Here is a 23,847-nt window from a genome sequence, read left to right as displayed (position 1 = left end):
TTAGACTGCGTCCTCAAGTTCGAGGGTCGGTCGAATGCCGAGCGCCTTCATCTCGTCGAGCAGCAGCTTGAACGCGTAGCTGATCTCCATTTCGTGGATGTCGTCCTCGTCGCCCGTGATGGGGTCGTAGATCCGACGCTGCTCCACGTCCTCGACGGCCACCATCCCCGTCTCCTCGGAGATGTACACCGTCTCCTTGTCGGAGGCGTCGAGCAGCCGCTCGTTCAGCGCCAGCGCGGCGCCGTGTCCGATAAGCACCTCGCGCTCCATCTCGCCGACGCGGAGGCCACCCTCGCGGGCACGCCCCTCGGTCGGCTGGCGGGTGAGCACCTGCACCGGCCCGCGCGAGCGGGCGTGCAGCTTGTTGCTCACCATGTGGTACAGCTTGTGGTAGAAGATCGTCCCGACGAAGATCTCCGCCTCGATCTTCTCGCCGGTGACGCCCGAGTACATGACCTCCTTCCCGGAGGACTTGTAGCCGTGGTCCTCCAGCGACGAGCGGAGCGCGTCCTCGTCTTCGCCCTGGAAGGCGGTGCCGTCGACGCGGCGTCCCTCGAGCGAGCCGACCTTCCCGCCGAGCATCTCCAGCACGTGGCCCACCGTCATGCGCGACGGGAGCGCGTGCGGGTTCATCACGAGGTCGGGAACGAGCCCGTCCTCGGTGAACGGCATGTCCTCCTGCGGGGCGAGGTGGCCCACGACGCCCTTCTGGCCGTGACGGGACGCGAACTTGTCCCCGAGCTCGGGGATCCGTTCGTCGCGCACCGAGACCTTCGAGAGCTTCGAGCCGTCCTCGCCCTCCATCAGCGTGACCGTGTCGACGATACCGGATTCGCCCGAGCGCATCGTGACGCTGGTCTCACGCCGCTTCTGCGGGGAGAGGCCGCCCATGTCGTCCGGCTCCTCGAGGAACCGGGGCGGGCTGGTCTTCCCGAGCAGGACGGAGTTCTCGTTGACCCTCGTCTCGGGGTTGACGAGGCCGTCCTCGTCGAGGTGGGTGTACGCGTCCTCACCGCGGGCGCCGCGCACGTCCTGGGAGGGGACCTCGAAGCGGTCCTCCTGGCCGCCGGGATAGCGGCGCTCCTCGCCCTCGTAGGTCCGGAAGAAGTGCGAGCGCTGCATCGCGCGGTCGACGCTCCCCTTGTTCATGACGAGCGCGTCCTCGATGTTGAACCCCTCGTAGCTCATGACCGCGACGACGAAGTTCTGCGCGGACGGGCGCTCGTCGAACCCGATCTGTTCGGTGGTCTGCGTTTTGACCATCGACAGCTGCGGGTAGTGCAGGAGGTGCTGGCGGGTGTCCGGCCGGATCCGGTAATTGGCCGACGGCAGCCCGAGCGACTGCTTCATCATCCCCGCGCCCATGGTAATGCGCGGCGAGGCGTTGTGCTCGGGATAGGGGATCATCCCCGCGCCGATGCCGAAGATGAGCTGCGGGTCGATCTCCAGGTGCGTCGTTCGCGAGTTGACGTCCTCCTCGTCGGTGGCGACGTAGATGTCCTCCTCCTCCTCGGCGTCGATGAACTCGACGATGCCGTGGTCGACGAGGTCCTCGAACTCGATCTCGTCGTTCTCCAGCGCCTCGATCGTCTCGTCGTCGAGGAGCGGCTCCCCGTTCTCCACGACGATGAGCGGCCGCCGAGCGCGGCCGGCGTCGGCGTTGACGATGACCTCGTTCGTACGGTCTTTCACCGAGACGTTCACCATGTCGGAGACGTCGCCGCGGCGGCGCGCCTCACGGATCTGTGCCGCGAGCTGGGTGGGATCCGGATGGGTCCCGACCAGGCTCCCGTTGACGTAGACTTTCGCTTCTCGTGTGCTTGCCATATGTTAGTCGTCCGCGGATGCGCGGTCAACGCCCTTGATGCCGGGGATCCCCTCGACACCCATGGACGCGAGTTCTCGCTTCAGTCCCTGCTCGTCCTCGATATTCTGGCTCAGCTCCATCGCCTGCGCGAAGTTCTTCACCAGCCCACAGTTCGGGCCCTCCGGGGTCTCGGAGGGACAGATGCGACCCCACTGGGTCGCGTGCAGGTCGCGCGCCTCGAAGTGCGGCTGCGACCGCGACAGCGGCGACCGGAGGCGACGCAGGTGCGACAGGACGCCCATGTAGTCCGTCCGGTCGACGAGCTGGGAGACGCCCGAGCGGCCGCCCACCCAGTTCCCCGTCGCGATGGGGTGTTCGAGCCGCTCGGTCAGCACGTCCGAGCGAACCACCGTGTTGACGGTGAGCTGCCGGTTGCGCATGTTGGCGCGCTCGAGTTGGTACTTCACGTCGCGCGCCAGCTTGTTGAGCGCCGTCCGGAACAGGTCCGTCATCAGGTCGCCCGAGACCTTGAGGCGCTTGTTGGCGTAGTGGTCCTTGTCGTCGGACTCGCGGCGGTTCAGCGCGAGCTCGAAGCAGGCCTCGGCCATCCGGCAGAGGTAGTACGCCTTGTTGATGCGGACGTCCTCCTCCTCGACGCCCTCCTCGTGGAGGTGCGGCAGGAGGTAGCGGTCGATGACGTAGTTGGCCCGCTTGAGCTGGTAGTTCTTCCCCTGGCCCGAGGCGACGCGCTCGCCGAGGGTCTCGATGGCCTCCTCCTCGGTCTGCACGTCGGCCTCCTCCAGGTTCTCCAGCATGAACTTGACAATCTCCGGGTCGTCGGAGACGCGGTGGACGATCTCCTCGTCGGATTCGAGCCCGAGCGCGCGAACGAGGGTGACGAAGTTCACGGAGCCGGACACCGACGGGAAGCTCACCTCGAGCAGCCCCTCGCGGTTGCGCTCACAGAGGACGAGCGCGCGGTAGCCGCGGCGCTGGGAGAACGTCTTGGCGACCTGGATCTCGTCGCCGTACTTCGAGTCGTACTCCGCGAGGATCTTGTTGGGCGCGAGGTCCTCGCTGGTCATGAGCACGCGCTCGGAGCCGTTGACGATGAAGTAGCCGCCGGGGTCGACGGGGTCCTCGCCGATCTCGATGAGTTCCTCGTCGGAGAACCCGGAGATGTTGCACTTGTTCGAGCCGACCATGATCGGCATCCGGCCGACCTTCGTCTCGGTCTGGTCGACGACCGTCTCGGGCTCCTCCTCGCCGCCGCGGATGATCTTCATCTCCATGAAGACCGGGGCGGCGTAGGTGATGTTCCGGAGGCGCGCCTCCTGCGGGTACAGCAGTTCCTCGGAGCCGTCGGCCTCGCGGACGCGCGGGGTCGTCATCCGTACGTCGCCGAGTTCGACGTAGACGGGCTCTTGCCCCTCCTTGTCGCCGATGTCGGTCTCGATCGTCTCCTTCTCGTCGACCACGCGCTGCATGCCGCGGTCGAGGAAGTTGTTGAACGACCGGAAGTGGTGCTCCGCGAGCCGCTCCTGGGAGAAGTACTCCCGGGAGACGGAGCGTCGTGCTTCTCTGTTCATTCTACCACCAGTCGGTAGACGACTGCCGTGTCGGTGGTTCGTGAATCCCGTTCGACGCGGATCACGTCGCCCGTCTCGGCCTCGTCGGGCACCGCGGGGTCGGTCCGCTTGATCTTGGGGAGATCGGTCCGTTTGATGTTGTACTCGTCGAGCATCTCCTCGATCTCGTCTTCGTCCTCGAGGAGCGTGTGATCGGGTACGAGTTCGTGTTCGCTTACGTTTACCATGGCTTGGGGAAGTTCGTAGTCGCGCGCGGCCGTGTTTGCTGGGGAGAAGTCTTCACGAGATACTACGGCGGTATATACGACGCGGCCACATAACGCTTGTCAAACGAGTTGGGGACCGGTAGCTGGTCACCACACCGCTTGCACGACTACCCGATCCGTCCCCGCAGATATGAACGTTACGGCGTACGGTATCGCGGAACACGGTGGGATCGGATGAGAAGTCTTAATTATGTACCCGGGAAAGGAATGGATGCGCAGAGGCGAAGTGAAATCCGCCGACGCGATGCACGCCCGGATGGTGTAGTGGCCCATCATACAACCCTGTCACGGTTGTGACGCGGGTTCAAATCCCGCTCCGGGCGTTTCCGTTCTTAAGCCTTCTACCGCTGGGTTAGGAAATTATGTTGCTCAGTTCACCGCGCGGTAGGGATGTTCCATTGAACACCACTTAGATCGGAGATGGATCTTTCTGGGCAGTCACACCCCTCTATGAATAGTAACTGTAGCACGGCCCCCTCCGAATAGAACTCGCTATTCGATCTTTGAGGCTATGTTGGAGATCTCGTCAGCGAATTATCTTTGAGGGAGCTGGCAGATGCAGGGGACATGGCTCACTCAGTCGCGGGTGTATCACCTACTGCCACACATTCGGGAGTGTGAGAACCCGCCTCTATGTGTTGAGTCGCTACGGTAAGTACAGACGAAAGAATTAGCACTTTGTTCCGTTTCTGTCAGGTGGTTTTCCTTGGAGAAACGGAGGAAGTTCGCACAGATGAGAGTGAATGAGTTCAAGAAGTGGTTCGATTTCTTCCCATTGAGGACCTCTCTGTATCGTTTTTTCGGCTTCGTTCCACTTGATGTACCCAAATTTTTCGAGTTTGGGGAGATGGGTGTGATAAAGTGACATGCGTTTCACCTCTGTACTGAGAGAAGAAAATTTCGGTGTAATTGATAGATTCTCCTTCCCCCGAGTTTACATCCTCATGGAGTTTGAAGAGCAATCGGCGGCGGATGGCATGGGATAAGGCGTTCAGTGCACGATCCGTTTCTTCTGCATCAAACCTTTGTCCCAACATACGAATTGCATAGTGCGATAGTAGTTATCTCTTGACATATGGCAGACATGTGATAAGTTCGCAGGTCTACTGAGCGGCTGTTCTACTCCGAATCGGAGTAAAAGAACTCCCTCAACGTGGAGAGTAGCTTCGCTAAGAACAGACGGTGTAGTCACCGCTCCGAGACGTGTTCTACCTACTCTCTATCAGTAACTGCGTGCTGAATATAGAGGATGAGTTCAGCAGGTTGGTACAGACAGATGAGACTCATTCTGAATTGAAGAATAGTAGTGGCGACACTATTGTTGACAGTTGTAGAATCGGAACAATAATGTCAACATGGGTGTGAAAATTCGATAGATGCCGCCCTCCAAGCTATTCTTCGAGCAAGAAACTGGGAAGCTTGATACGACTCAACTCCTGGATGAGGCGACTCCAATTGCTAAATTAATCGGATTGTTCGCCATCATCGCACTCATTCCGTTCGCAATTGCGTTTGTATTCCTGAGAAGCTCATTGATTGGAATGCCGTTGGTAGTGCTTGCCCAATTCATACTCGCAGTAGGGGTAGCGACTGTTCTCATGTACGTCATCAATCGTGCTATTCAGCTCAGTAACGAGTGATGGATTCGCGCGCTGTATGCAGCACGACTCCTGTGACATCATCTGTAACTGATAGAAATCGCCGTGGTAACTACGCAGTCCTACTTACCTGCTATTTCCCCGAGAATAGTGTCTAACAAATCGAGTTGCAACAGAGACGTGTTTTGCGAAGATCTATGCACCTTTACGATAAAGTCATTCTCGCCCCATATGCTACATCCCCTTGTTGAGGCATATGTGTTAATCGCGTAGTCGATTAATAGTCGGGTCATGGTAAGTTCTTTAAGTTGTTGTTGTGTTGAGTAGAGTGTAGAAGAGAATATTTCGGTAGACCCGGCAATTCCGGCCTGGAAGTGGCCTTTCCAGACGAGTTTCGATCGTTACTCTGTCACGGTTGTGACGCGGGTTCAAATCCCGCTCCGGGCGCTTTCTGTTTCAATTAACTGAGGAGCGAGGAGCGTATCGACGAGCGGGTCCGGCGGCATCGAACCGACGACACGAGCGGATCTGAACTCCCGGCTCGCCGCCGATGGCACCCTGCCCCGTTCAGACGACGAACAGCAGGAACGCGACGAGGAACCCGGCAGCCATCAGCAGCATCAACACGACGAACACGCCGAGTACCGGCTTCTCGACCGCGCCGGCGACGAGTTTCGTTCGGATCGAGCCGTCCCCGCCGCCGGCGCTCACGACCGCATCACGTCCATGCCCCCGCTTGTGCGTCGGCGCGGATAACGCTTCACTCGTCGGGCACCTGCCTGTCACGTCCGCAGCTTTCGCCGTCCGTTCCGTCCCGACCCCGGTCGCTCGCTCTGGGGCTGGCACCGGCGTCGGGCGTCCGGCGCTCGCGGACCCGCACCGTGGTCGCGCTCTCGCTCGCGTCGTCGACGACGAGCGCCTCGCCGACGCCGGTCGGCAGCCGGCCGGCGAGGTCGTCGGTGACCGCGAGCGGTCTGGCCGCCGCGAGCGCGTCGATGTCGGCGCGGCTGTGCAGCCGATGGGCGACCAGCAGGTCCGCCTGCGAGACCGCGACCGGCGGCAGCGCCGCGGGTCGCTGGGTGGCACACGCGAGCGAGACGCCCGGCGTGCGGCCGCGGGTGAGCAGCGTCGCCAGCGCGTCGCCGGCGACGCCGTCGAAGAACGCGTGCGCCTCGTCGACGAACAGCCACGGCAGGCGCTCGATCGTCCCGGCAACGCGTGCGTCGTACAGCCCGCGGGCGACGGCGGCACAGACCGCCCCGGCTGCGGCCAGGGGGAGGCCGGAGCAGTCGAGCACCGTCGGCTCACCGGTAGCCAGCGCTCGCGGCGCGATCCCGTCGGGATCGAACGCGTCCCACTCGGTCGCGAGCGCGAGGTGCGCGTCCGCGGCACGACGGGTCGCCCGGGCGGCGTCCGCGTCGGCGACGTACTCGCGCGCGGCAGCGACCGCGGGAGCCGAGGACTCGGCGACTGCGCGCCACACGAGCGAGCCGACCGCGCCCGCCGGATCCAGATCCAGCAGCGCCGGCCACGCCGACGGCGGGACCGCGTCCGGTCTGACTCGTGGACGCCGGTGAATCGTCCCGCTGTCGACCGCGAGCCCGGAGAGCACGCCCATCGGATCGATCACCACCGGCGCGAGCCCGTCCGCCGCGGCCACGCCTTCCGCCAGCACCGCGAGGGTGTGCGTCTTGCCCGCCCCGCGCTTGCCGACGACGAGCGCCGCGTGCGGGCCGTCGATATCGACGGCCACCCGGGCACCGCCGCTGTCGTCCGGGGCGCGAAACCGTCCCAGCGGCGCGACCGGTCCGTCGGTCCGCCGGCCGTCCGACCCGAACCCGTCGTCACCCTCCGGCTCGCGTCTGTATCCGGTCCCGTCGTTCTCGATGCCGATCACGTGCACGGCGGGGATGGTCCCGGTATCCGTGATGAACCCTCGTGCGAGCGTTCAAGTAGGAAACCGGGCCCACCGGGACGTGTGTCTCCCGACAGCACCTCCTCGACCCGAGACGACCTCCGCGCTCGATTCCGTTCGGCCGCGGCGACGGAGCGTCGCCGCCTCGCGGAACTGCGCCGCGACGACCGCGCCATCGAGGGGCTCCCGGTCAGACTCGTGATCGCGCTCGTCGTCGGCGTCGCCAGCCTCAGCGTGATGCTCAACATGATCAGCGGCGTGCAGGGGCTCGCCGTCACCGAGCTCGACGCGCGCCCGACGCCGGAGGTCACGACGCCCGGCGAGCAGGACCTCTCCGTCACGGTCGTCGACCCCGACGGCCGCCCGGTCGCGGGCGCGACGATCGTCGTCACCGCCGACACGGCCCGCCTCGACGGCGTCGCAACCGCGCAAACCGGATCGAACGGTACGGCGACGGTCGCAGTCGCCCCGACGCTCGGGCCAAACCGCGAGCAGGGGACGCTCAGCATCTCGATCAAGCCGCCGGCGGGCGGACAGTACGCGGACAGGCGAGGGAACACGAGGGTACTCGTCGTGGCGGAGTGACTGTATGGCTGCCACCGACAGCTCTCCCCCACAAGGACTTTCGCGCCGGGTCGAGCACGGCTGTTCGTGCCCTCCATCACGACGCGGCTCTCGGACGGCGTCGACGACGCGCTCGCACACCTGCCGCTCGCGCTGGTCCCTCTCGCACTCGGGGTGCTGGACGCGAACAAGATTCAGTCCGTGCTCGCGTTCGACGGCGTTCACGTCGGCGTTCGGTTCACGCTCCCGGCATCGGTGCTCTCGACGTGGAGTTTCGTTTCGGTCCCGAACGGCGGCGTCGACGCCGGCGTCCCGCCGAGCGCCCTGCGGAACCCGTCCGTCCTCGCGCTCGCCATTGGCGGCTTGCTCGCGTCGAGCGCGCTGTCTGCGGGCTACTTCGGGTCGCTCGCGAACGCGCTGGCGGGGGAACCCTACCGGTTCGTCGAGCACGTCCGTCGCTACCTGCCGGCGTTCCTCGTGTTCACCGTCGCGCCGGTGATCACGCTCTCGCCGCTCGTCCTCCTCGTGGGTGCGCCATCCGGACTCGGTATCGTCGTAATGGCGTTCGCGCTGGTGGCCATCGCGGTCGCGACCTACCTCCTGTACGCGACGCCGTACCTCCTCGTCCTTCGGGAGACGGATCTCCTCTCGGCGGTGCGGGCGTCCTACACGCTCGCGGTCGACGGCGGGGCGTACCTCTCGTACGCCGTCGGGTTCGTGGCGGCGGTCGTCGTCATCTCACCGGTGGTCTCGGCGTTCGTGGTCTCGGTTCCGCTCGTCGGCCTAGCGGTGGGGCTCCCACTCGGCGCCGTGCTCGGCCTCGCGGGGAACCTCGCGACGATGCGGTTCGTCGCCGATATCGACCCGCACAGCCAGGCGTTCGACACACAGACCTCCGGAGAACCCGGGACGGCGTCGGCGGACGGGCGGACACTCGACGAGGGGGGATCGGACGTGGTGTAGCGCGGGCTGCCGACGGCAGACAGTCGGGAATGTGGCGGGCGCTCAGGCGACGCTAGTCGGTCGGTTTCGGAACGACCGAGATGTGTCCGCCGCTGCGGACGCGGACTCGGTGATCGAGATACGAGAACTCCACGAAGGTGTCGTCGTTGCTGCTGCGTTCGCAGATCCGGTCGAGGGCATCCGGATCGATGACCTCGAACAGCGGCGCGTGGCGCTCGGGCTCCTCGCGGCGGATCGCCGCGGTCGCTTCGACGACCGCGATGCTCGCGTCGAGGGCGTCCGGATCGAACGCGGCAGTGTACTCACCGGTCTCCGCGTCGTAGGTAACCGACACCGACCCCGCGGGGTCGGGGCTCACCGGCCGCCTCCACTGACGGTTGGCGAACGATCGGCGTTCGGGGGGCCTCCGGGACGGCGAGCGGTCCCGGCGGAGCCGAACGCGTCGCTGGCGATCGGTCGACGGGTGGCGATATCCCCGTCGAACCGACGGCGAGGAGTGTCGACACGCCGATCGACGTCGTCGTTCATACCTGATCGAACGTCGGACGCGTGATTGATTCTTTCGGCTTCGGCGGACGGTCCCCCAATTGACCGACCTACGGCTCACCGCTACCGTCCGACCCGTGACCAGGGCGTCGCTGCCGGTGCCGCGAGAGGTAACACGCTGTGGTCCGAACCGATGGTACCCGAATGCTCAGCGACACACCGGGCATCCATCACGTCACGTCGATGGTGGGGGACGCACAGGCGAACCTCGACTTCTACGTCGGGACACTCGGCCTCCGACTCGTGAAGCGGACGGTCAACCACGAGGACGTGCTCCGCTATCACCTGTATTACGGGAACGGCGCGGGCGATCTCGGCACCGTCTACACCTGCTTCCCGTACCCGAACGAGCCGCCCGGACGCCGCGGGCGCCCGCAGATCACCGCGGCGTCGTTCGCGGTCCCTGAGGGGTCGCTCGACTACTGGGCCGACCGCCTCGGCGACCACGGCGTCGACACGGAACAGGGTTCACGATTCGACGAGTCGGCGCTCCGGTTCGAGGACCCTTCGGGGACCCGGCTCGAACTCGTCGCCGCCGATCAGCCGGTCGAGCCGTGGACCGAGGGGTCGGTTCCCGAACGCGCCGCGATCCGCGGTATCCACGGCGTCACGGCACTGCCGACGAACCCGTTCGCGACCGCGAGCGTCCTCGACACGCTCGGGTTCGACCTCGTCGGCGAGGACGGCGACCGCGTCCGCTACCGCGCCGGCGGCGACCACTCGACGGTCGTCGATCTGCTCGACCGGGAGGCCGACTTCGCCCGCGAGGGAAGCGGAAGTATCCACCACGTCGCCGTTCGCGTCGGCGACGAGGAGGAACTGCACGAGTGGCACGATCTGTTCCGCGAGCGGGATATCGAGGTATCGCGCATTCGTGACAGACACTACTACAAGGCGATCTACGTCCGCGAGCCGGGCGGGATCCTGATCGAGTTGTCGACGGAGGGGCCGGGCTTCGGGATCGACGAGCCGCAGGAGTCGTTCGGCGAGTCGCTCGTCCTCCCGCCGTGGGCCGAGGAGGACCGCGAGATGGTCGAGGGACAGCTCCCACCACTTGAGACTCCTGCGACGGCGTCCGACGGAAGCGGCGACGGGGGCGCCACCGGTGGCGCCGATGGAGGCGCCGACTTCGAGGCGGGCGACTGATGTTCCCGGGCGGGACGCTGCCCGACGACCTCCCCGGCCCCCACGCCGGGCAGCCCGTCGTCACCGCGGGCGCGCCGCGAGGGGCGGCCGAGGCGGCGGTCGTGTGCCTCCACGGCCGCGGCGCGACCGCGCAGGGGGCGATCAACCTCTACGAGCCGGTCGCCCGCCACGGCGTCGCGTTCGTCGCGCCGCAGGGGGTTCGGAGCCGATGGCTTCCGCACGCGGCCGACGCACCGCGCGAGCGTAACGAACCCCATCTCTCGTCCGCGTTGGCGGCCGTCGGCGCCGTCCTCGCTCGGACGCGGGAGGTGTTGGATCTCCCCGCCGAGGCGATCGTCGTGACGGGATTCTCCCAGGGTGCCGCCGTCGCCGCCGAGTACGCCGCCGGGGTCGGCGGTCGCCACCCGCTCGCGCTGCTCAGCGGCGGGCTGCTCGGGCCGACGGTCGATCCGGGATCGTACGACGGCGACCTCACCGGTACACCTGTGCTCGTCGCCGGCGGCGCCGACGACGACCGGGTGCCTGTCGAGCGGCTCGCGGCGACGGCGGACGTGCTTCGTGCCCGCGGCGGCGACGTGACCGAGCGCGTCTACGACGGCGTCGGCCACGAGGTCACCGACGACGAGTTCGCGTGGATCGACGACGTGCTCGGGAGGAGACTCGGCGACTCGGACGACGGGACCGGCCGGTAGACTCCGGCGGGGTCGCGCCCCGAGAGCCCGGTCGGGCCGTCCGCACCGGGGTCACGGCGGCGGCTTGATCAGGAGCGTGTCGTCGATGAGGGCGTCGGTGCCGCGCCGGATCCGCTCGGAGAGCGCCTGGTGGGAGATCCCGAGTTCCTCGGCGAGTTCCTGCAGCGTGATCCCCCTGGGGACCTCGAAGAACCCGCGCTCGGCGGCGGTGGTCAGCGCCTCGTACTGGCCGGCCGTCAGCCCGAATCGGCCGGACGGATCCCCGTCGAGCCGACGGACGCTCTCGACGTCGAACGTGAGACCGTGATCGGCGCGGAACTCGTCAACCGCCGAGAGCGCGTCGCGGTCCGGGTACATCGCTCTGAGCATCCACCTGTCCCCGCTGCCGTAGGCGTCGAGCACCGTCGCGTCCGCGCCCGTCACCATCTGCAGGATGAACTTGACGTGATCGACCCACTCCATCCGGTAGAGCCACTCGTCGTCGAAGTCGGCGAGGAGCGTCGCGTCCTCGACGCTGGGGTCGTTCTCGAGCGCGGTCGCCGTCGCCTCCCGCTCACCCCCGCGAACCCACGACAGCGGCATCGCCGAGTGCTCGCTCGTACTCACGATGCGCTCGATCTCGACCTCGACGTTCGGGACCGCCTCGAGCGTGTGACGCAACGCGAACTCGCTCGAGGGGACGGTCCCCCTGACGATCACGACCACTCGCCCACCTTTCGCCCGGCCGTACATGTCAGTACTTTCCCGACGACGCCAGGATCGATACAGCTTCGGTACCGATCGTGTTCGTGGCTCCGGTCGTCTCCGTGGTCGCCACCGGGCGTGCCCCGCGACCTACCCGTCGGCGCGGGAGAGAGCACCCACCCTAACTCAGGCGGTGCGTCCCTGGGCCCGTCGGGTCATCGGTGAGTTTCCGTCAGCGGTTGGGACGGCTCCGTCGCGTCGAGCGCGGTCCGGAGTTTGGCCGCGGTGAGCGGACCCCCGTTCACGTGGTCGGCGACCGACTCGACCGTCTCCATCGCACGGGCCAGTTTTCGGCGTGCGTCGGCTCGACATCCCGCGTTCCCGAACGACCGCGAGGTGCTGACCTCCCCCGACCGCGTCTCCACCTGGAGGTCCCACAGGGGACCGGCTCTTCCGGCCACCGGCCCCGTACAGGTCCGCACGGCCCGAAGGAGGACCAGGTCGGTCCCCCACTCCTCCCCCGACGCCCGCTCGTACTCGATCCGGTCGTCGGCCCGTTCGACCGACCGCCACCCCTCCGGGAGCAGTTCCCTGTCCGCCGGATCGCTGCCTATCGACATGCGGGATATGTCGGTGGATGACAAGGTAAGTAACCTCCCGGCAGGTGCCGGGTCGTCCGTCTCGGGTCGCCGCCCCCTGCGAACGCAGGCACAGCGGTCTTGCGGTCGCCGACCCTCGGTCGAGTCGCGATGCAAGCCACGATCACAGACGACGACGCCGGAAAGGACGTGGTCGACGCGCGGGGCGAGAAGATCGGGATCGTCAGCTCCGTCGAGCACGGCACCGCCTACGTCGATCCCGACCCAGGGATCACCGACGAGATAGCGGCGAAACTCGACTGGGGCGGGCGCGACGAGGAGGACTACCCGCTCCAGGAGGCCCTGATCGCCGAGATCACCGACGACGAGGTCCGCGTACAAGACCTCTGACCGGGCGGCGCTGTCCGCGTACCGACTCCGACGGGGGTATTTTCGACACCGGCCGCGGAGTCGCCGCGGCCGCCGGGCGGTAACCCGTCGCTCGTCTGCGTCGGCGGAAGCGGGGAGAACAGTCACTGACTGTTCGCGGTATCGCTCCCCTCCGTGCGGGAGCGATCGGCTCGACCGCCGGCTATCGCATCGCGTCGAGCGAGCGGACCGTATCGGACATCAGATACGCCTCGGGACGCTGCTCGTCGCAGATCTCGAGGGCGTCGAACGTCTCTCGCCCGTCGTCGACGGTGATCCGGTAGGCGTGGCTCGAGAGGGAAACGGGGCGGTCGGCTGTATCGAGGTCTGTTCGCGTCACACTAGCGGTTTCCGTCGAGCGGGTATAACTGGCGCGATTCCAGCGATACAGCCCCGAACACGCCGCTTTACAGCGATTCGAGAATCGGCGAGATTCTCCGCGTCGACGCGGGCATGCGATCTGATCCGGCGGTCCAGCGGTCGGCGCGGTTCGCTACCCGTCACCCATTGAACAGCTCGCGATACAGCGTCGCTTCCGCGCGTCGGAGGCGTTCGAGGAACGCGCTCTTCGAGACGCCGAGCGTGTCGGCGACCGCCTCGGAGGTCGCCGCTCGGGGCACGTCGAAGTACCCCGCCTCGACCGCCGCCCGCAGCGCCGCCACCTGTGGCGGGGTGAGTCCGAACCGTCCGGCGACGGGGGCGGCCTCCTCGCGCAGCGGATACGTCCGGGTCAGGCGGACGCCGACCGTCTCCCCCGCGGTCTCCATCACGCCGCGCAGCACCTCGTGGCCGACGACGGCGCCCGTGATCGTCGCGTCGCCGTCGCGGTAGGTCACGTCCTCGACGAGCAGTCCCGCCGAGACGAGTTCGTGGACGACGCACGGATGCTTCGAGAGACAGCGGTAGGTGTCGCGATCGCCGGCCCGCGAGCGGTGGAGGTATCGGATCCGGTCGTCCGCGTCGAGGCGCGCCGCGAGGTCGTCGTCGCGGGGCGCGCCGAACCGGAGGAGGACGTTGCCGTCGGCGCGCAGCTGCGGCGGCTCCGCGCGCACTGGCACGCGCGTCGCGGCCGTCGCCTCGGCGAGCGGGCAGTCGTCGCCGCTCACGCGGACCTCGACGGCGAGACACTCCTCGATCATGGGTCGATCACGGGCAGATCGTGTGAGACGGTATCGCGTCTACTATATAAAACACGTATATGAACGGGTGAATCGGTAAGGGCCACAACGTGAAGGATCGATCATCATGGATATCGAGGCGGTCAAGGAACGCGCCGGACCGCGGCAGTTCGGCCCGAACGACGACATGCCCGAGGAGTACCGTCGGGCGGCGACCCGGATGATCCAGTTCCACGCCAACAGCGAGGTGATGGGCGGGTACCTCGACAAGGAGTTCACCCGGCACGCACCCTCGCTCGACCGAAAGCTGGCGAACACCGCGAAGGTGCAAGACGAGATCGGCCACGCGCAGTTGCTCTACCGCGCCGCCGAGACGCTCGGCGTGAAGACGCGCGACGAGATGCTCGAGGAACTGCAGAACGGCGAGGGGAAGTTCCTCAACTGCTTCCACTACCCGGTCGACTCGTGGTACGAGGCGCCGATGATCGACTTCTTCGTCGACGGCGGCGCGATGCGCCGGCAGGCCACCCTGAAATCGACGAGTTGGACGCCGTACGCCCACGCGATGGACAAGGTGTGCTTCGAGGAGGGGTTCCACGTGAAACACGGCGAGTCGATCCTGCGGGAGTTGATGCGCGGGTCGAAGGCCACACAGGAGCGCACCCAGGAGACGTTCGAGGAGTGGTGGCCTCGCATCCTCCAGTTCTTCGGGCCGACGAACGACAAGTCCACCCACAACGACTTCGCCCAGCAGGTCGGCCTCAAGACGACCTCCAACGACGAGCTCCGCAACTCGTTCCTCAACTTGTACATCCCGAAAGCCGAGAAGTACGGGCTGGAGATCCCGGAGTACCCGCGGGTCTTCGAGCGCGACGACGGGACGATGGCCGTCCGCGAGGACGACCTCGACTGGGACGAGTTCTGGACTATCGCCAAGAACGACTACGAGGGAAGCGACGTACAGATCGGCTCGCGCGCCCGCCGGCAGGAGGCCGTCGAGTGGGTCCGCGAGAGCCTCGACAACTGGGAGCGCGGCACCTCGGGAACGCCGCAGGCGGCGGACTGACCATGATCTGGGAAGTGTTCAGACAGGAGAAGCCGGGCGAGTACCACCGTCACGTCGGCAACGTCCACGCGCCCGACCGCGAGATGGCGAAGCTGTTCGCGCAGATCCAGCACGCCCGCCGAATGCAGACCAACTCGCTGTGGGTGGTGCCGCAGTCGGAGATCGGCGAGGTCGACGCCGAGGAGGCCGCCTTCGGCGGCCGCACGGACAAGTCCTACCGCTGGGCGATGACGTACAACGACATCGACGCGTCGTTCGCCAAGGAAGTGGAAGACAGCGAGGCCGAACAGCGCGAGGCGGCCCGGAAGCGTCGCGAGCAGTTGGAATCGGAGGGCGAGGTATGAGCGGACGCGACGACGTGGACGACGGTGACGCCGAGCGCGTCACGGACGGCGGCGCGACCGACGAGACCGACGCGCCCGCCGCCGCTTCCCTCGACCGCGGCGATCTCGCCCCCGAACAGCAGGTCGCGCTGGAGGAACTCCTGTTTCGCCTCGCGGACGACGAGTTCGTCCACGCCGAGCGCCTCACCGAGTGGCAGATCTTCGCGCCGACCATCGAGTCGGACCTCGCGCTCGCCAACGTCGCGCAGGACGAGTTCGGCCACGCGCGCCTGTGGTACGATCTCCTGCAGGAACTCGGCTACTCCGAGGAGGAGTGCATCTGGCGGCGCCCGGCCGACGACTGGACGCACGCGACGCTCGTCGAGCGCCCCTTCGCCGACGACGGCTGGGGCGACGCCGTCGTCCGCACGTACCTGTACGACGTGGCCGAGCGCATCCGCCTGGAGGCGCTGGTCGACACCAGCTACGCCCCCCTCGCCGACCGGGTCGGCAAGGCGCTCGCCGAGGAGGAGTACCACCGCGAGCACGCGCTGAGCTGGCTCGAACGCCTCGCGAGCGACGAGAACGCCCGCAAGCGCCTGCAGGCCGCCGTCGACGACCTGTTCCCGCACGCGCTGTCGCTGTGGTATTCGGGCGAGCACGAGGCCGAGATCCGGGCCGCCGGCTTCCGCCGCGAGTCGCTCGCGTCGATGCGCGAGGAGTGGCTCGAGACGGTGGTCCCGACGCTGGAGGGATACGGGCTCGTCGTCCCGGAGCCCGACGAGGTCACCCGTCCGGAGGCCCGCGGGCGCGACGGGAGCCACACGGACGCGTGGTTCGATCTGCGGGAGGCGTTCACCGCGACGCACCGCGAGGTCGACTTCGACCGCCCCGCGCGCTTGCGGGGGGAGGAGGCATAGATGCCGACGAACATGCCGACGGACGTGCCCGGCGGGTCCTCCGACGACGCCGCGGACGGCGCGGATGCCCCGTCCGACGCCGAGGCGTGCGCGTACACGTCCTACGACTCCGGCGAGGCGCCCGAGGAGTACCCGAAGACGGGCGCGGACGCGACGGGCGTCGAGGCGGACGTGTGGGACGCACTCTACGAGGTCGAGGACCCGGAGATGCCCGTCAGTGTCGTCGACCTCGGCCTGATCTATGACGTGGCCGTCGACGAGGGCGGGCGCTGCGAGATCGAGATGACGCTCACGTACACGGGCTGTCCCGCCCGCGACATGCTCACGAACGACGTGCGCTGCGCCGCCGAGACGGCGCCGGGCGTCGAGGAGGCCGAGGTGCGCCTGCGGTACTCGCCGGAGTGGACCGTCGCGATGGTGACCGACGCGGGGCGGACGGCCCTGCGCGAGTTCGGGTTGAGCGTGTGATGCGCCGGAACGCGCCGGACCCGAGCGTCGCCGCGGGGGTCGCCGGAAGCGACGCGGACGACGACCCCGCGGAGTGCCCGTACTGCGGGTCGACCGACACCGAGCGCGAGCACCCGAAGGGGCCGGGGCTGTGCCGCTCGATGCACTTCTGCAACGAGTGCGGCGAGCCGTTCGAGCGGTTCGGCTGACATCGCACGAACCGGAGCCCCCGTGCCGATTCTGCTCTCCATCCCGAACAGCTATCAGCGAAGCTGCCGGATCGCTCCCCGTGTCAGTACTCAATGACGACCGCCGCCTCCGGTACCCGCTCGGCGTCGTCGCCCTCGTCCTCGCGGGCTATCTCCTCCGCGCCACGGTCGGCGTCGTGATCGACGCGTACATCGAGACCGGGGCGACGTGGCTGCCGACGCTTGGGAGCATCGGACAGACCGTGTCCGTCTATCTGCTCGTTGTGAACCTCCTCCTCACCGCCGTCGTCCCGGCGGTGGCGTTCTACTTCGGGGTTCGCTACGCTCGCTCCGCCTGACTGCCGGCGACCGTGGCCGCCGTGGGGTTCAGAACTGCCGCTCGAACTCCGTGATCTCCGAGACGGTGTAGTACGGGCCGCCGAGTCTCCCCACCGTCGGGAGCTTCCGCTGGTCGATCCGGCCGTCGGTGAGCACGTCGTCGTCGACGTGGACGTACTCGACTTCCCCGAGCACCATCAGCCGGTCGTGAACCTCCAGCGAGTCGTACAACGTGCACTCCATCGTGACGGCCGCCTCGCCGACCCGCGGGGCGTCGATCCGTCGGCAGTCGGCGCGCGACACCCCGACGGAATCGAACTCGCTCTCCTCGGGCGGCAGCGACTCGGCGCTGTGGTCCATCCGTTCCAGCAACGGCTCGGTGACGACGTTCACCGCGAACTCGCCGGTGTCGAGCGCGTTGCGCGGGGTGTCCTTGAGCCCGCCGTTGGCTTCGTTCGGGGAGTTGAACAGTACCACCGGCTCCCGCGAGGAGACGTAGTTGTAGGAGCTGAACGGCGCGAGGTTGTCCACGCCGTTCTCGTCGACCGTGCTGATCCACGCGATCGGACGCGGCGAGACGGCGGTCTTGACGATCCGCGCGATCTCTCGCGGCGTTCGGTCGGAGACGGCTGTTTCCATCGGCACACATTGGGACAACCCGGAACAAATACCCGCGGGTACGGGCGGAATCGACCGCTCACGCGTGGGGGTCGTCGGCCTCGGCGCGCGTCTTGATCAGGAACTTCATGTCCCCCTGGAGCACGACGGTGTCGTCCCCCTTCGTCACCTCGCAGTCGATAACCACGAGGCCGGCGTCGTCGCGGCTGGACACGTCCTTCGTCTCCGTCACCTCCATCTCCATCGAGATGGTATCGCCGATGAACACGGGGTTCGGGAGGTCCATGTAGTTCATCCCGAGGAACGCCAGCGCGGTGCGCTCGACGATGCCAGTCCGGTAGACGAACCCCGTCGCCTGCACGAACGTCATCGGGCCGTGGGCGATGCGCTCGCCGAAGGCGTTGTCCTCGGCGTACTCGGCGTTCGTATGAAGTTCCGTCCAGTCGCCCGTCAGCGCCGAGTGCATCACGAAGTCGGACTCGGTGACGGTGCGCCCGACGCTCACGAACTCCTGTCCCTCCTCGAAGTCCTCGAAGTAGTGCGGCTCGTAGCTGTATGCCATGTCGACATGTCACCGGATCGCGTGAAAACCGTTTCGCGTGGTTCCGTCGCGACGACATCGGGATCCGAACGCACAAACCGCCGCACCCGAATCACGATCCATGTACGACGTGGGGATCGTCGGCTGCGGCGTCATCGGCACCAGACTCGCGGAGTCGTTCGCACAGCACCCGGACACGACCGTCGCGGCCGCCTGCGACGTGGACGCCGAGCGCGCCGAGTCGTTCGCCGCCGAGCGCGACGCGGCCGCCTACACCGACCACGGGACGATGCTCGCCGAGGCGGATCTGGACGTCCTCTACGTCGGCGTGCCGCCGATGCACCACCGGGAGATCGCCGCCGCGGGGCTGGAGGCGGGCGTCAACGTCATCTGCGAGAAGCCGATCGCCGAGGACGCCGACGCGGGCGCGGAACTCGCCGCGATGGAGGCCGAGGGCGACCTCGTCACCGCGGTGAACCTCCCGTTCCGGTACACGCCGGGATTTGTGGAGCTCCGCGAGCGCGTCGCCGCCGGGGACATCGGCGACCCGCGCCGCGTCTCGCTGGACTTCCGGTTTCCGCAATGGCCCCGGGAGTGGCAGGACGTGGACTGGCTCCGGTCGCGCGAGCAGGGCGGCCCGATCCGCGAGGTCGGCACGCACTTCCTGTTCGGCGTGCGGGAGCTGTTCGGCGGCATCGACCGTCTGAGCGCCGAGGTGCAGTACGCCGGACCCGACGCCTGCGAGGAGTCGGTGGTCGGGTGGTTCGAAGCCGGTGGCGCCGACGGCGGCGATGAGGGTTCCGACGCGGGCGCGGTCGACCTCGGAGGCGACACCCCGGTTCACGGCACTATCGACCTGCTCACCGACCACGAGCAGCCCGAAGAGAACGCGATCACCGTAACCGGAACGGGGGGCGAGCTGACGCTCACGGAGTGGTTCCGACTCACCGCGAATCCCGGCACCGACGCCGAGGAGGAACTGTGCGCGCAGCGGGAGTCGACGACGCTGCTGCTCGTCGACGAGTTCGTGACCGAACTGGAGGGCGGGGACGGGGACCTCGTCTCGTTTGCGGAGGCGACGGCCGTTCAGCGGGTCGTCGACGCCGTGTTCGACTCCGCGGGCGAGGCCGTCGACTGTTCGGCGTAGCAACGCCGCTTCGGCCGTTATATCCGTGTTCTGACTGATAACCCCATGATTAAGTACGCAACTCCCCGTGTAGGTTGCATGACCCGCCCTCCGCGGCTCGATCCCGGCGTCCCGGGCCTCTCCACGGTCCTCGACGGCGGATTCGTCCCCGAGCGTGCGTACATGCTCAGGGGCGGCGCCGGCACCGGGAAGACGGTGTTCGGGCTGCAGTTCCTCACGACCGGCGAGGGGTCCTCCCTGTTCGTCGGGTTCGAGGAGCCGACCGAGAACGTCCGGCAGAACGCGGCGACGCTCGGCATCGACACCGACGATCTGTCGTTTCTCGATCTGAGTCCCGACGGCGACGCGTTCGCGGCCGACGCGGGCTACGACGTGTTCGGCGCCGACGAGGTCGAGGGCGACGCCGTCACCGCGCGGATCCGCGAGGCGGTCGAGACCCACGACCCCGACCGGGTGTTCGTCGACCCGATGACGCAGCTTCGCCACTACGTGCGCGACGACTACCAGTTCCGGCGCCAGGTGTCGTCGTTCATCCGCTATCTCACCGACCGCGGAGTGACCGTCCTCTTCTCGACGCAGCCGACAGGGGCGGTCTCCGACGAGGACTTGGAGTTCATCTGTGACGGCACGCTCACCCTCTCGCACGCCGAGAAGGGCCGGACGCTGGAGGTGACGAAGTTCCGCGGATCGTCGTTCGCCGCCGGCACCCACACCGCCCGAGTTCGGGAGGGAGGCGTGCGCGTGTATCCCCAGCTCGTCCCCGGCGACCACACCACCGGCTTCACCCCCGAATCCGTCTCTTCCGGCGTCGACGCGCTCGACGACCTCCTCCACGGCGGGATCGATCGCGGCACCGTCTCGGTTCTCTCGGGTCCCAGCGGCGTCGGGAAGACGACGACCGCGGCACACTTCCTCGTCGAGGCGGCCACCCGCGGGGAGCATTCGGTCGCGTATCTGTTCGAGGAGAGCGCGGCGACGTTCACGCACCGCTCGGAGGCGATCGGGCTCCCCGTGAACGAACTGCGCGAGCGCGACGTGCTCGACGTCCGTGATGTCGAACCGCTCGGCGTCTCCCCTGACGAGTTCGCCGCGGACGTCCGCGAGGCCGTCGAGGAGGACGGCGCGCGGACGGTCCTGATCGACGGCGTCTCGGGCTACCGGCTCTCGCTTCGCGGCGAGGACGATGACCTCGTCCGCGAACTGCACGCGCTGTGTCGGTACCTCCGGAACATGGGCGTCGCGGTGATCCTCGTCGACGACGTGGGGTCGGTCACCGGCGACTTCGAGGTGACGAGCGACCGGATCAGCTACCTCGCGGACACCATCGTGTTCTTCCGGTACATGGAGCTCACCGGCGAACTCCGGAAGGCGATCGGCGTACTGAAGAAGCGGACCTCCGACTTCGAGCGCACGCTCCGGGAGTTCCAGATCACCGACGACGGCATCGTCCTCGGCGACCCGATGACTCGACTCCGCGGGATCCTCTCGGGATCCCCAGAGTTGGTCGATGACTGACGATCCGGTCGCCGACTTGGCCCCGCCGGCTGATCCCTCTGTGACGACGGTGCTGCTCCTCGTCGACGACGACACCGACCGCGGTCTGCTCCGCGAGTGGCTCGCCGAACACGACGAGTTCGAGCCGCGAATCGTCAACCCCGACGCCCCGGCCCCGTTCGATGCCGCCTTCGACGTCTGCCTGTTCGACGTGGACGGGTTTCGGGGGGTCGCCGACGCGCTCGCCACCCACCGCGAGTCGACCGGGACGTACACCCCGACGCTGCTGTTCGTCCCCGAGCGCTACGGCGACGTCGAGTCGGTTCTCGCCCGCCTCGGCGACGCGGGCGAGCACATCGATGAGGTGATCGATGCGCCGGTTCGACGCGCGAACCTGGTACGCCGACTCCGAACGCTCGCTCGCGCGAGGCGGTTCTCGACCAGGCTCGAGGAGAGCCGCGATCGTCACCAGCGGCTCGTCCGCCGGCTCCCGGACGCCGTCTTCGTCTGCACCGACGGGCAGGTAACGTATGCAAACCCCGCGGCTACCTCGATGCTGGGTATCGACTCCGACGCGGTCCGGGGCCGCGCCTTCGTCGATCTCGTTCCCTCGGTCGACCGCGACAGCGTCGCGCGCGCACTGAAGACAGCCATGCGGAACGGACGAAGCGACCCGGTCGAGACCGTGCTGTGTCGCACGGTGGTCCGTAACGCGGACGGCGGCACCCGAAACACGGACGGGGGCGACGGGTCGGTGTCCGTGTCCGAACCGGATTCTGCGGCGTCCGAACCCGCTGTCGGGTCGAGTGGCGAGAACGGCGGGGCCGGGTCCGACACGGTACCGTCGGCCGACTCCTCTCGGGAACCAGCGGCTCCGGTTCCGATCGAACTGACCGCGATCGATGCCGGCACCGGCGACGTGCAGGTGGTCGCCCACGACCTCCGCCAGCGGCGCGAGCGCGAGGAGCGATTGGCACTGTACCGGCGCGCGATGGACGAGGCGACCGTCGGCATCACCATCGCGGACCACTCTACCGACGCCGAGGGGCTCATCTACGCCAACAACGAGTTCAAGCGCCTCACCGGGCTCGACGACGACGGCCTCCTCGGACGCAACCCCCGAATACTCCAGACAGGCGCGACCGACTCGGAGCCGGTCGCGCGGCTCCGACGCGCCATCGACGCCGGCAAGCAGGCGTCGGTCGTGTTGCTGAACAAGCGCAGCGACGGCCGGAAGTGGCACAACTCGCTCGATATCTCGCCCATCCGTGGTCCCGGCGGGGAGGTGACGCACTACCTCGGGTTCCAGCGCGACGTGACCGAGTGGATGTCCCGCGAGCAGCGGCTCACGGTCCTCGACCGCGTCCTCAGACACAACATCCGAAACCGCCTGAACGTCGTGCTCGGCTACGCCGACCGGGTCGACGACGCGTTCGCTGCGGCTGAGACGAAGTCGGAGGCCGCGACGGCGGATGACTGGGGCGACTCCGACGTGCTGTCGAATGCCGTCGACATCGATTCGGTGCGGGCGGATATCGACCGGATCCGCGCTGCGGCCACAGACATCCTCGATCTGTCCGACAGCGCCCGTCGGTTCCGCGAGAACATCGCCGTCGACGGTGACGCGGACCCGGTCGACGCTGCGGCGGTCGTGGTCGACGTCGCGAGCACGCTCGCGGCCGACGCCGACGGGGCCGACATCCTCGTGTCGACGCCGGATGGGCCGGTTACCGTCGCCGGTGCCGCCCCGCTGTCGCTGGTGGTCGAGGAACTGCTCTCGAACAGTCTCGAACACGTGGCGGATCCGACGGTCCGTGTTTCGCTGGCAGTCGAGGGCGACGACGCGGTGCTTCGGATCGCTGACGACGGCCAGGGGATCACGCCCGACAGCCGCGTTCCCCTGGAGTCGGGCGCCGAGACCGCGACCGAGCACGGACAGGGAGTGGGACTGTGGCTCGTCCGCTGGACTGTCGACGCGGTCGGCGGAACGGTGAGCTACAAGGAAGGTGTCGACGGCGGCGCGGTCGTCACCGCTCGGTTCCCGATCGTCGACGGCGACCGTAATTCGGAGTGATCAGCGGCCCTCCGACTCAACGGTCGGTTCCGGTGAGCCGGTCGTCCCAGTCGATCCACTCGTGTTCCCAGCCGGTCTTCGCGAAGTAGCCCTGTTCGGAGAACTCGGCGTCCTCGCGGCGGGTGCGGTTCCGGACGCCGGCGCCGGCCTGCTCGCCCTCGACGAGCAGCGGCGACAGCGACACCGGTCCGGCCGTCTCGGCTTCGCGGAGCTTCCCCGAGTCGTCGGGCTCGTAGGCGACGACCGACTGGTCGGCGCCGCGGCCGCGCGGGAGCACCAGGCGGCCGTCGGACCCGAGTTGGTCGACGAGGTCGCGCGGCGGCTCGACGGCGGCCGCCTCCACGACGATCCGGTCGAAGGGCGCGTACGCCGGCAGCCCGCGCGCGCCGTCGGCGCAGTCGACAAGCACGGCGTCGTAGCCGGCCGCCGAGAGGTTCTGGCGCGCGTCGTACACCAGCCGCCGCGAGATGTCGACGGCGTGCACGTGTCGTGCTCCCACGACCTCCGCGAGCACCGCCGCGGTGTAGCCGATGCCGGCGCCGACGACGAGCGCCTCCTCTCCCGCGGCCGGGTCGAGTGTCGACAGTAGCCGCGCGACTGTCGCCGGCGAGAGTACGCGCGTTCCCCCCTGTTCGCCCGCGCGGTTCGCGTACGGCGCCTCCGCGACGAACTCCTCGCGGGGAACCGTCGCCATCGCCTCGCGAACCGCCGGCGCGATTGACTCCCCGAGGCTATGCTCGGCCGAGTCGAGCATGTCCTCGCGTAACCGCGCCGGGTCGGGTCCGTCCATTACCG

Annotated in this window: 29 protein-coding genes and 1 tRNA gene; 16 read left to right on the top strand and 14 right to left on the bottom strand. The window is 67.5% G+C overall.

Annotated elements, in window-relative coordinates; all coding sequences use genetic code 11:
• Genes rpoB through ABJD39_RS04475 form a run of 3 tightly spaced genes read right to left on the bottom strand, consistent with a single transcriptional unit; the run spans position 1 to position 3,623 of the window.
• Positions 1-1,827: a DNA-directed RNA polymerase subunit B gene (rpoB, locus tag ABJD39_RS04485; protein WP_348612529.1), complete on the bottom strand. Its 1,827-nt coding sequence runs from the start codon at positions 1,825-1,827 to the stop codon at positions 1-3.
• A gap of 3 nt (positions 1,828-1,830) precedes the next feature.
• The gene (locus tag ABJD39_RS04480) at positions 1,831-3,396 is read right to left on the bottom strand and encodes a DNA-directed RNA polymerase subunit B'' (RefSeq protein WP_348612527.1); all 1,566 of its coding nucleotides are present in this window, start codon (positions 3,394-3,396) and stop codon (positions 1,831-1,833) included.
• On the bottom strand, positions 3,393-3,623 hold the full coding sequence (locus ABJD39_RS04475) for a DNA-directed RNA polymerase subunit H (RefSeq protein WP_348612525.1): 231 nt from the start codon (positions 3,621-3,623) through the stop codon (positions 3,393-3,395). The genes ABJD39_RS04480 and ABJD39_RS04475 overlap by 4 nt, the downstream gene beginning before the upstream one ends.
• A 289-nt stretch (positions 3,624-3,912) precedes the next feature.
• Here ABJD39_RS04475 and ABJD39_RS04470 point away from each other — a divergent pair.
• A tRNA-Asp gene (locus ABJD39_RS04470) sits at positions 3,913-3,985 on the top strand.
• A gap of 347 nt (positions 3,986-4,332) precedes the next feature.
• Here ABJD39_RS04470 and ABJD39_RS15005 read toward each other — a convergent pair.
• Positions 4,333-4,530: a hypothetical protein gene (locus ABJD39_RS15005; protein WP_431357866.1), complete on the bottom strand. Its 198-nt coding sequence runs from the start codon at positions 4,528-4,530 to the stop codon at positions 4,333-4,335.
• A gap of 508 nt (positions 4,531-5,038) precedes the next feature.
• On the opposite strand from ABJD39_RS15005, the gene ABJD39_RS04465 reads away from it, so the two are divergent.
• On the top strand, positions 5,039-5,302 hold the full coding sequence (locus ABJD39_RS04465; protein ID WP_348612523.1) for a hypothetical protein: 264 nt from the start codon (positions 5,039-5,041) through the stop codon (positions 5,300-5,302).
• Between the two features lie 525 nt (positions 5,303-5,827).
• Here ABJD39_RS04465 and ABJD39_RS04460 read toward each other — a convergent pair.
• Entirely contained in the window at positions 5,828-5,971 is a 144-nt protein-coding gene (locus ABJD39_RS04460) for a hypothetical protein (RefSeq protein ID WP_348612521.1), read from the bottom strand.
• A gap of 49 nt (positions 5,972-6,020) precedes the next feature.
• Positions 6,021-7,163 (bottom strand): ATP-binding protein, encoded by a 1,143-nt coding sequence (locus tag ABJD39_RS04455; RefSeq protein ID WP_431357865.1) that lies wholly within the window; start codon positions 7,161-7,163, stop codon positions 6,021-6,023.
• A 165-nt stretch (positions 7,164-7,328) separates the two neighbouring features.
• Between ABJD39_RS04455 and ABJD39_RS04450 the strand changes: the two genes are divergently transcribed.
• Positions 7,329-7,760: an Ig-like domain-containing protein gene (locus tag ABJD39_RS04450; protein WP_348613697.1), complete on the top strand. Its 432-nt coding sequence runs from the start codon at positions 7,329-7,331 to the stop codon at positions 7,758-7,760.
• A 66-nt stretch (positions 7,761-7,826) separates the two neighbouring features.
• Positions 7,827-8,702, top strand: a complete 876-nt coding sequence (locus ABJD39_RS04445) for a hypothetical protein (protein ID WP_348612519.1) — start codon at positions 7,827-7,829, stop codon at positions 8,700-8,702.
• 52 nt (positions 8,703-8,754) lie between these two features.
• Here ABJD39_RS04445 and ABJD39_RS04440 read toward each other — a convergent pair whose 3' ends face one another.
• Entirely contained in the window at positions 8,755-9,060 is a 306-nt protein-coding gene (locus tag ABJD39_RS04440; protein ID WP_348612517.1) for a HalOD1 output domain-containing protein, read from the bottom strand.
• Between the two features lie 332 nt (positions 9,061-9,392).
• Here ABJD39_RS04440 and ABJD39_RS04435 point away from each other — a divergent pair, with 332 nt between their 5' ends.
• Both ABJD39_RS04435 and ABJD39_RS04430 read left to right on the top strand, forming a co-directional pair.
• Positions 9,393-10,394, top strand: coding sequence for a VOC family protein (locus tag ABJD39_RS04435; RefSeq protein WP_348612515.1), 1,002 nt, complete (start codon positions 9,393-9,395; stop codon positions 10,392-10,394).
• Entirely contained in the window at positions 10,394-11,086 is a 693-nt protein-coding gene (locus tag ABJD39_RS04430; RefSeq protein ID WP_348612513.1) for an alpha/beta hydrolase, read from the top strand. The genes ABJD39_RS04435 and ABJD39_RS04430 overlap by 1 nt, the downstream gene beginning before the upstream one ends.
• Positions 11,087-11,137: 51 nt before the next feature.
• Here ABJD39_RS04430 and ABJD39_RS04425 read toward each other — a convergent pair whose 3' ends face one another.
• Both ABJD39_RS04425 and ABJD39_RS04420 read right to left on the bottom strand, forming a co-directional pair.
• A complete protein-coding gene (locus ABJD39_RS04425) occupies positions 11,138-11,791 on the bottom strand; it encodes a helix-turn-helix domain-containing protein (RefSeq protein ID WP_348612511.1) in 654 nt (217 codons plus the stop codon).
• Between the two features lie 194 nt (positions 11,792-11,985).
• A complete protein-coding gene (locus tag ABJD39_RS04420) occupies positions 11,986-12,390 on the bottom strand; it encodes a hypothetical protein (protein ID WP_348612509.1) in 405 nt (134 codons plus the stop codon).
• A 129-nt stretch (positions 12,391-12,519) separates the two neighbouring features.
• Here ABJD39_RS04420 and ABJD39_RS04415 point away from each other — a divergent pair, with 129 nt between their 5' ends.
• Positions 12,520-12,759 carry a PRC-barrel domain containing protein gene (locus ABJD39_RS04415; RefSeq protein ID WP_348612507.1) on the top strand — a complete coding sequence of 80 codons (240 nt, stop codon included), beginning with the start codon at positions 12,520-12,522 and terminating at the stop codon, positions 12,757-12,759.
• Between the two features lie 181 nt (positions 12,760-12,940).
• Here ABJD39_RS04415 and ABJD39_RS04410 read toward each other — a convergent pair whose 3' ends face one another.
• Both ABJD39_RS04410 and ABJD39_RS04405 read right to left on the bottom strand, forming a co-directional pair.
• Positions 12,941-13,117 (bottom strand): hypothetical protein, encoded by a 177-nt coding sequence (locus ABJD39_RS04410; protein WP_159668766.1) that lies wholly within the window; start codon positions 13,115-13,117, stop codon positions 12,941-12,943.
• A 160-nt stretch (positions 13,118-13,277) separates the two neighbouring features.
• The gene (locus tag ABJD39_RS04405) at positions 13,278-13,916 is read right to left on the bottom strand and encodes a helix-turn-helix domain-containing protein (RefSeq protein WP_348612505.1); all 639 of its coding nucleotides are present in this window, start codon (positions 13,914-13,916) and stop codon (positions 13,278-13,280) included.
• 106 nt (positions 13,917-14,022) lie between these two features.
• Here ABJD39_RS04405 and ABJD39_RS04400 point away from each other — a divergent pair, with 106 nt between their 5' ends.
• From ABJD39_RS04400 to ABJD39_RS04375, 6 genes are all read left to right on the top strand, one after another.
• Positions 14,023-14,961, top strand: coding sequence for a Phenylacetic acid catabolic protein (locus ABJD39_RS04400; RefSeq protein ID WP_348612503.1), 939 nt, complete (start codon positions 14,023-14,025; stop codon positions 14,959-14,961).
• Positions 14,962-14,963: 2 nt separating this feature from the next.
• Positions 14,964-15,305, top strand: coding sequence for a 1,2-phenylacetyl-CoA epoxidase subunit PaaB (gene paaB, locus ABJD39_RS04395; protein WP_348612501.1), 342 nt, complete (start codon positions 14,964-14,966; stop codon positions 15,303-15,305).
• The gene (paaC, locus tag ABJD39_RS04390; RefSeq protein ID WP_348612499.1) at positions 15,302-16,204 is read left to right on the top strand and encodes a 1,2-phenylacetyl-CoA epoxidase subunit PaaC; all 903 of its coding nucleotides are present in this window, start codon (positions 15,302-15,304) and stop codon (positions 16,202-16,204) included. Before paaB ends, paaC begins: the two co-directional genes overlap by 4 nt.
• Before the next feature lie 12 nt (positions 16,205-16,216).
• Entirely contained in the window at positions 16,217-16,672 is a 456-nt protein-coding gene (gene paaD / locus ABJD39_RS04385) for a 1,2-phenylacetyl-CoA epoxidase subunit PaaD (protein ID WP_348613696.1), read from the top strand.
• Entirely contained in the window at positions 16,672-16,860 is a 189-nt protein-coding gene (gene paaE / locus ABJD39_RS04380) for a 1,2-phenylacetyl-CoA epoxidase subunit PaaE (RefSeq protein ID WP_348613695.1), read from the top strand. Before paaD ends, paaE begins: the two co-directional genes overlap by 1 nt.
• Positions 16,861-16,940: 80 nt before the next feature.
• Complete coding sequence (locus ABJD39_RS04375) at positions 16,941-17,198, top strand: hypothetical protein (protein WP_348612497.1); 258 nt, start codon at positions 16,941-16,943, stop codon at positions 17,196-17,198.
• A gap of 28 nt (positions 17,199-17,226) precedes the next feature.
• On the opposite strand, the gene ABJD39_RS04370 is transcribed toward ABJD39_RS04375, so the two are convergent.
• Positions 17,227-17,817: a flavin reductase family protein gene (locus ABJD39_RS04370; protein WP_348612495.1), complete on the bottom strand. Its 591-nt coding sequence runs from the start codon at positions 17,815-17,817 to the stop codon at positions 17,227-17,229.
• Between the two features lie 58 nt (positions 17,818-17,875).
• A complete protein-coding gene (locus ABJD39_RS04365; protein WP_348612493.1) occupies positions 17,876-18,358 on the bottom strand; it encodes a MaoC/PaaZ C-terminal domain-containing protein in 483 nt (160 codons plus the stop codon).
• 100 nt (positions 18,359-18,458) lie between these two features.
• Here ABJD39_RS04365 and ABJD39_RS04360 point away from each other — a divergent pair, with 100 nt between their 5' ends.
• The 3 genes from ABJD39_RS04360 to ABJD39_RS04350 all read left to right on the top strand — a co-directional run bounded on the left by ABJD39_RS04360 (position 18,459) and on the right by ABJD39_RS04350 (position 23,052).
• Complete coding sequence (locus tag ABJD39_RS04360; RefSeq protein ID WP_348612491.1) at positions 18,459-19,484, top strand: Gfo/Idh/MocA family protein; 1,026 nt, start codon at positions 18,459-18,461, stop codon at positions 19,482-19,484.
• Positions 19,485-19,562: 78 nt separating this feature from the next.
• Complete coding sequence (locus ABJD39_RS04355; protein WP_348612489.1) at positions 19,563-20,999, top strand: ATPase domain-containing protein; 1,437 nt, start codon at positions 19,563-19,565, stop codon at positions 20,997-20,999.
• Positions 20,992-23,052, top strand: coding sequence for a PAS domain-containing protein (locus tag ABJD39_RS04350; protein WP_348612487.1), 2,061 nt, complete (start codon positions 20,992-20,994; stop codon positions 23,050-23,052). Before ABJD39_RS04355 ends, ABJD39_RS04350 begins: the two co-directional genes overlap by 8 nt.
• Positions 23,053-23,068: 16 nt before the next feature.
• Here the strand turns inward: ABJD39_RS04350 and ABJD39_RS04345 are convergent, their stop codons facing one another.
• Positions 23,069-23,842 carry a protein-L-isoaspartate O-methyltransferase family protein gene (locus tag ABJD39_RS04345; protein WP_348612485.1) on the bottom strand — a complete coding sequence of 258 codons (774 nt, stop codon included), beginning with the start codon at positions 23,840-23,842 and terminating at the stop codon, positions 23,069-23,071.
• Between the last annotated feature and the right edge of the window lie 5 nt (positions 23,843-23,847).

Origin of the sequence: Halobaculum rarum, from assembly GCF_040025155.1 — an archaeon.
GTDB lineage: Archaea > Halobacteriota > Halobacteria > Halobacteriales > Haloferacaceae > Halobaculum > Halobaculum rarum.
The sequence above is the reverse complement of the archived record's forward strand: the minus strand, read 5'-3'. Positions and strand labels throughout refer to the sequence as shown.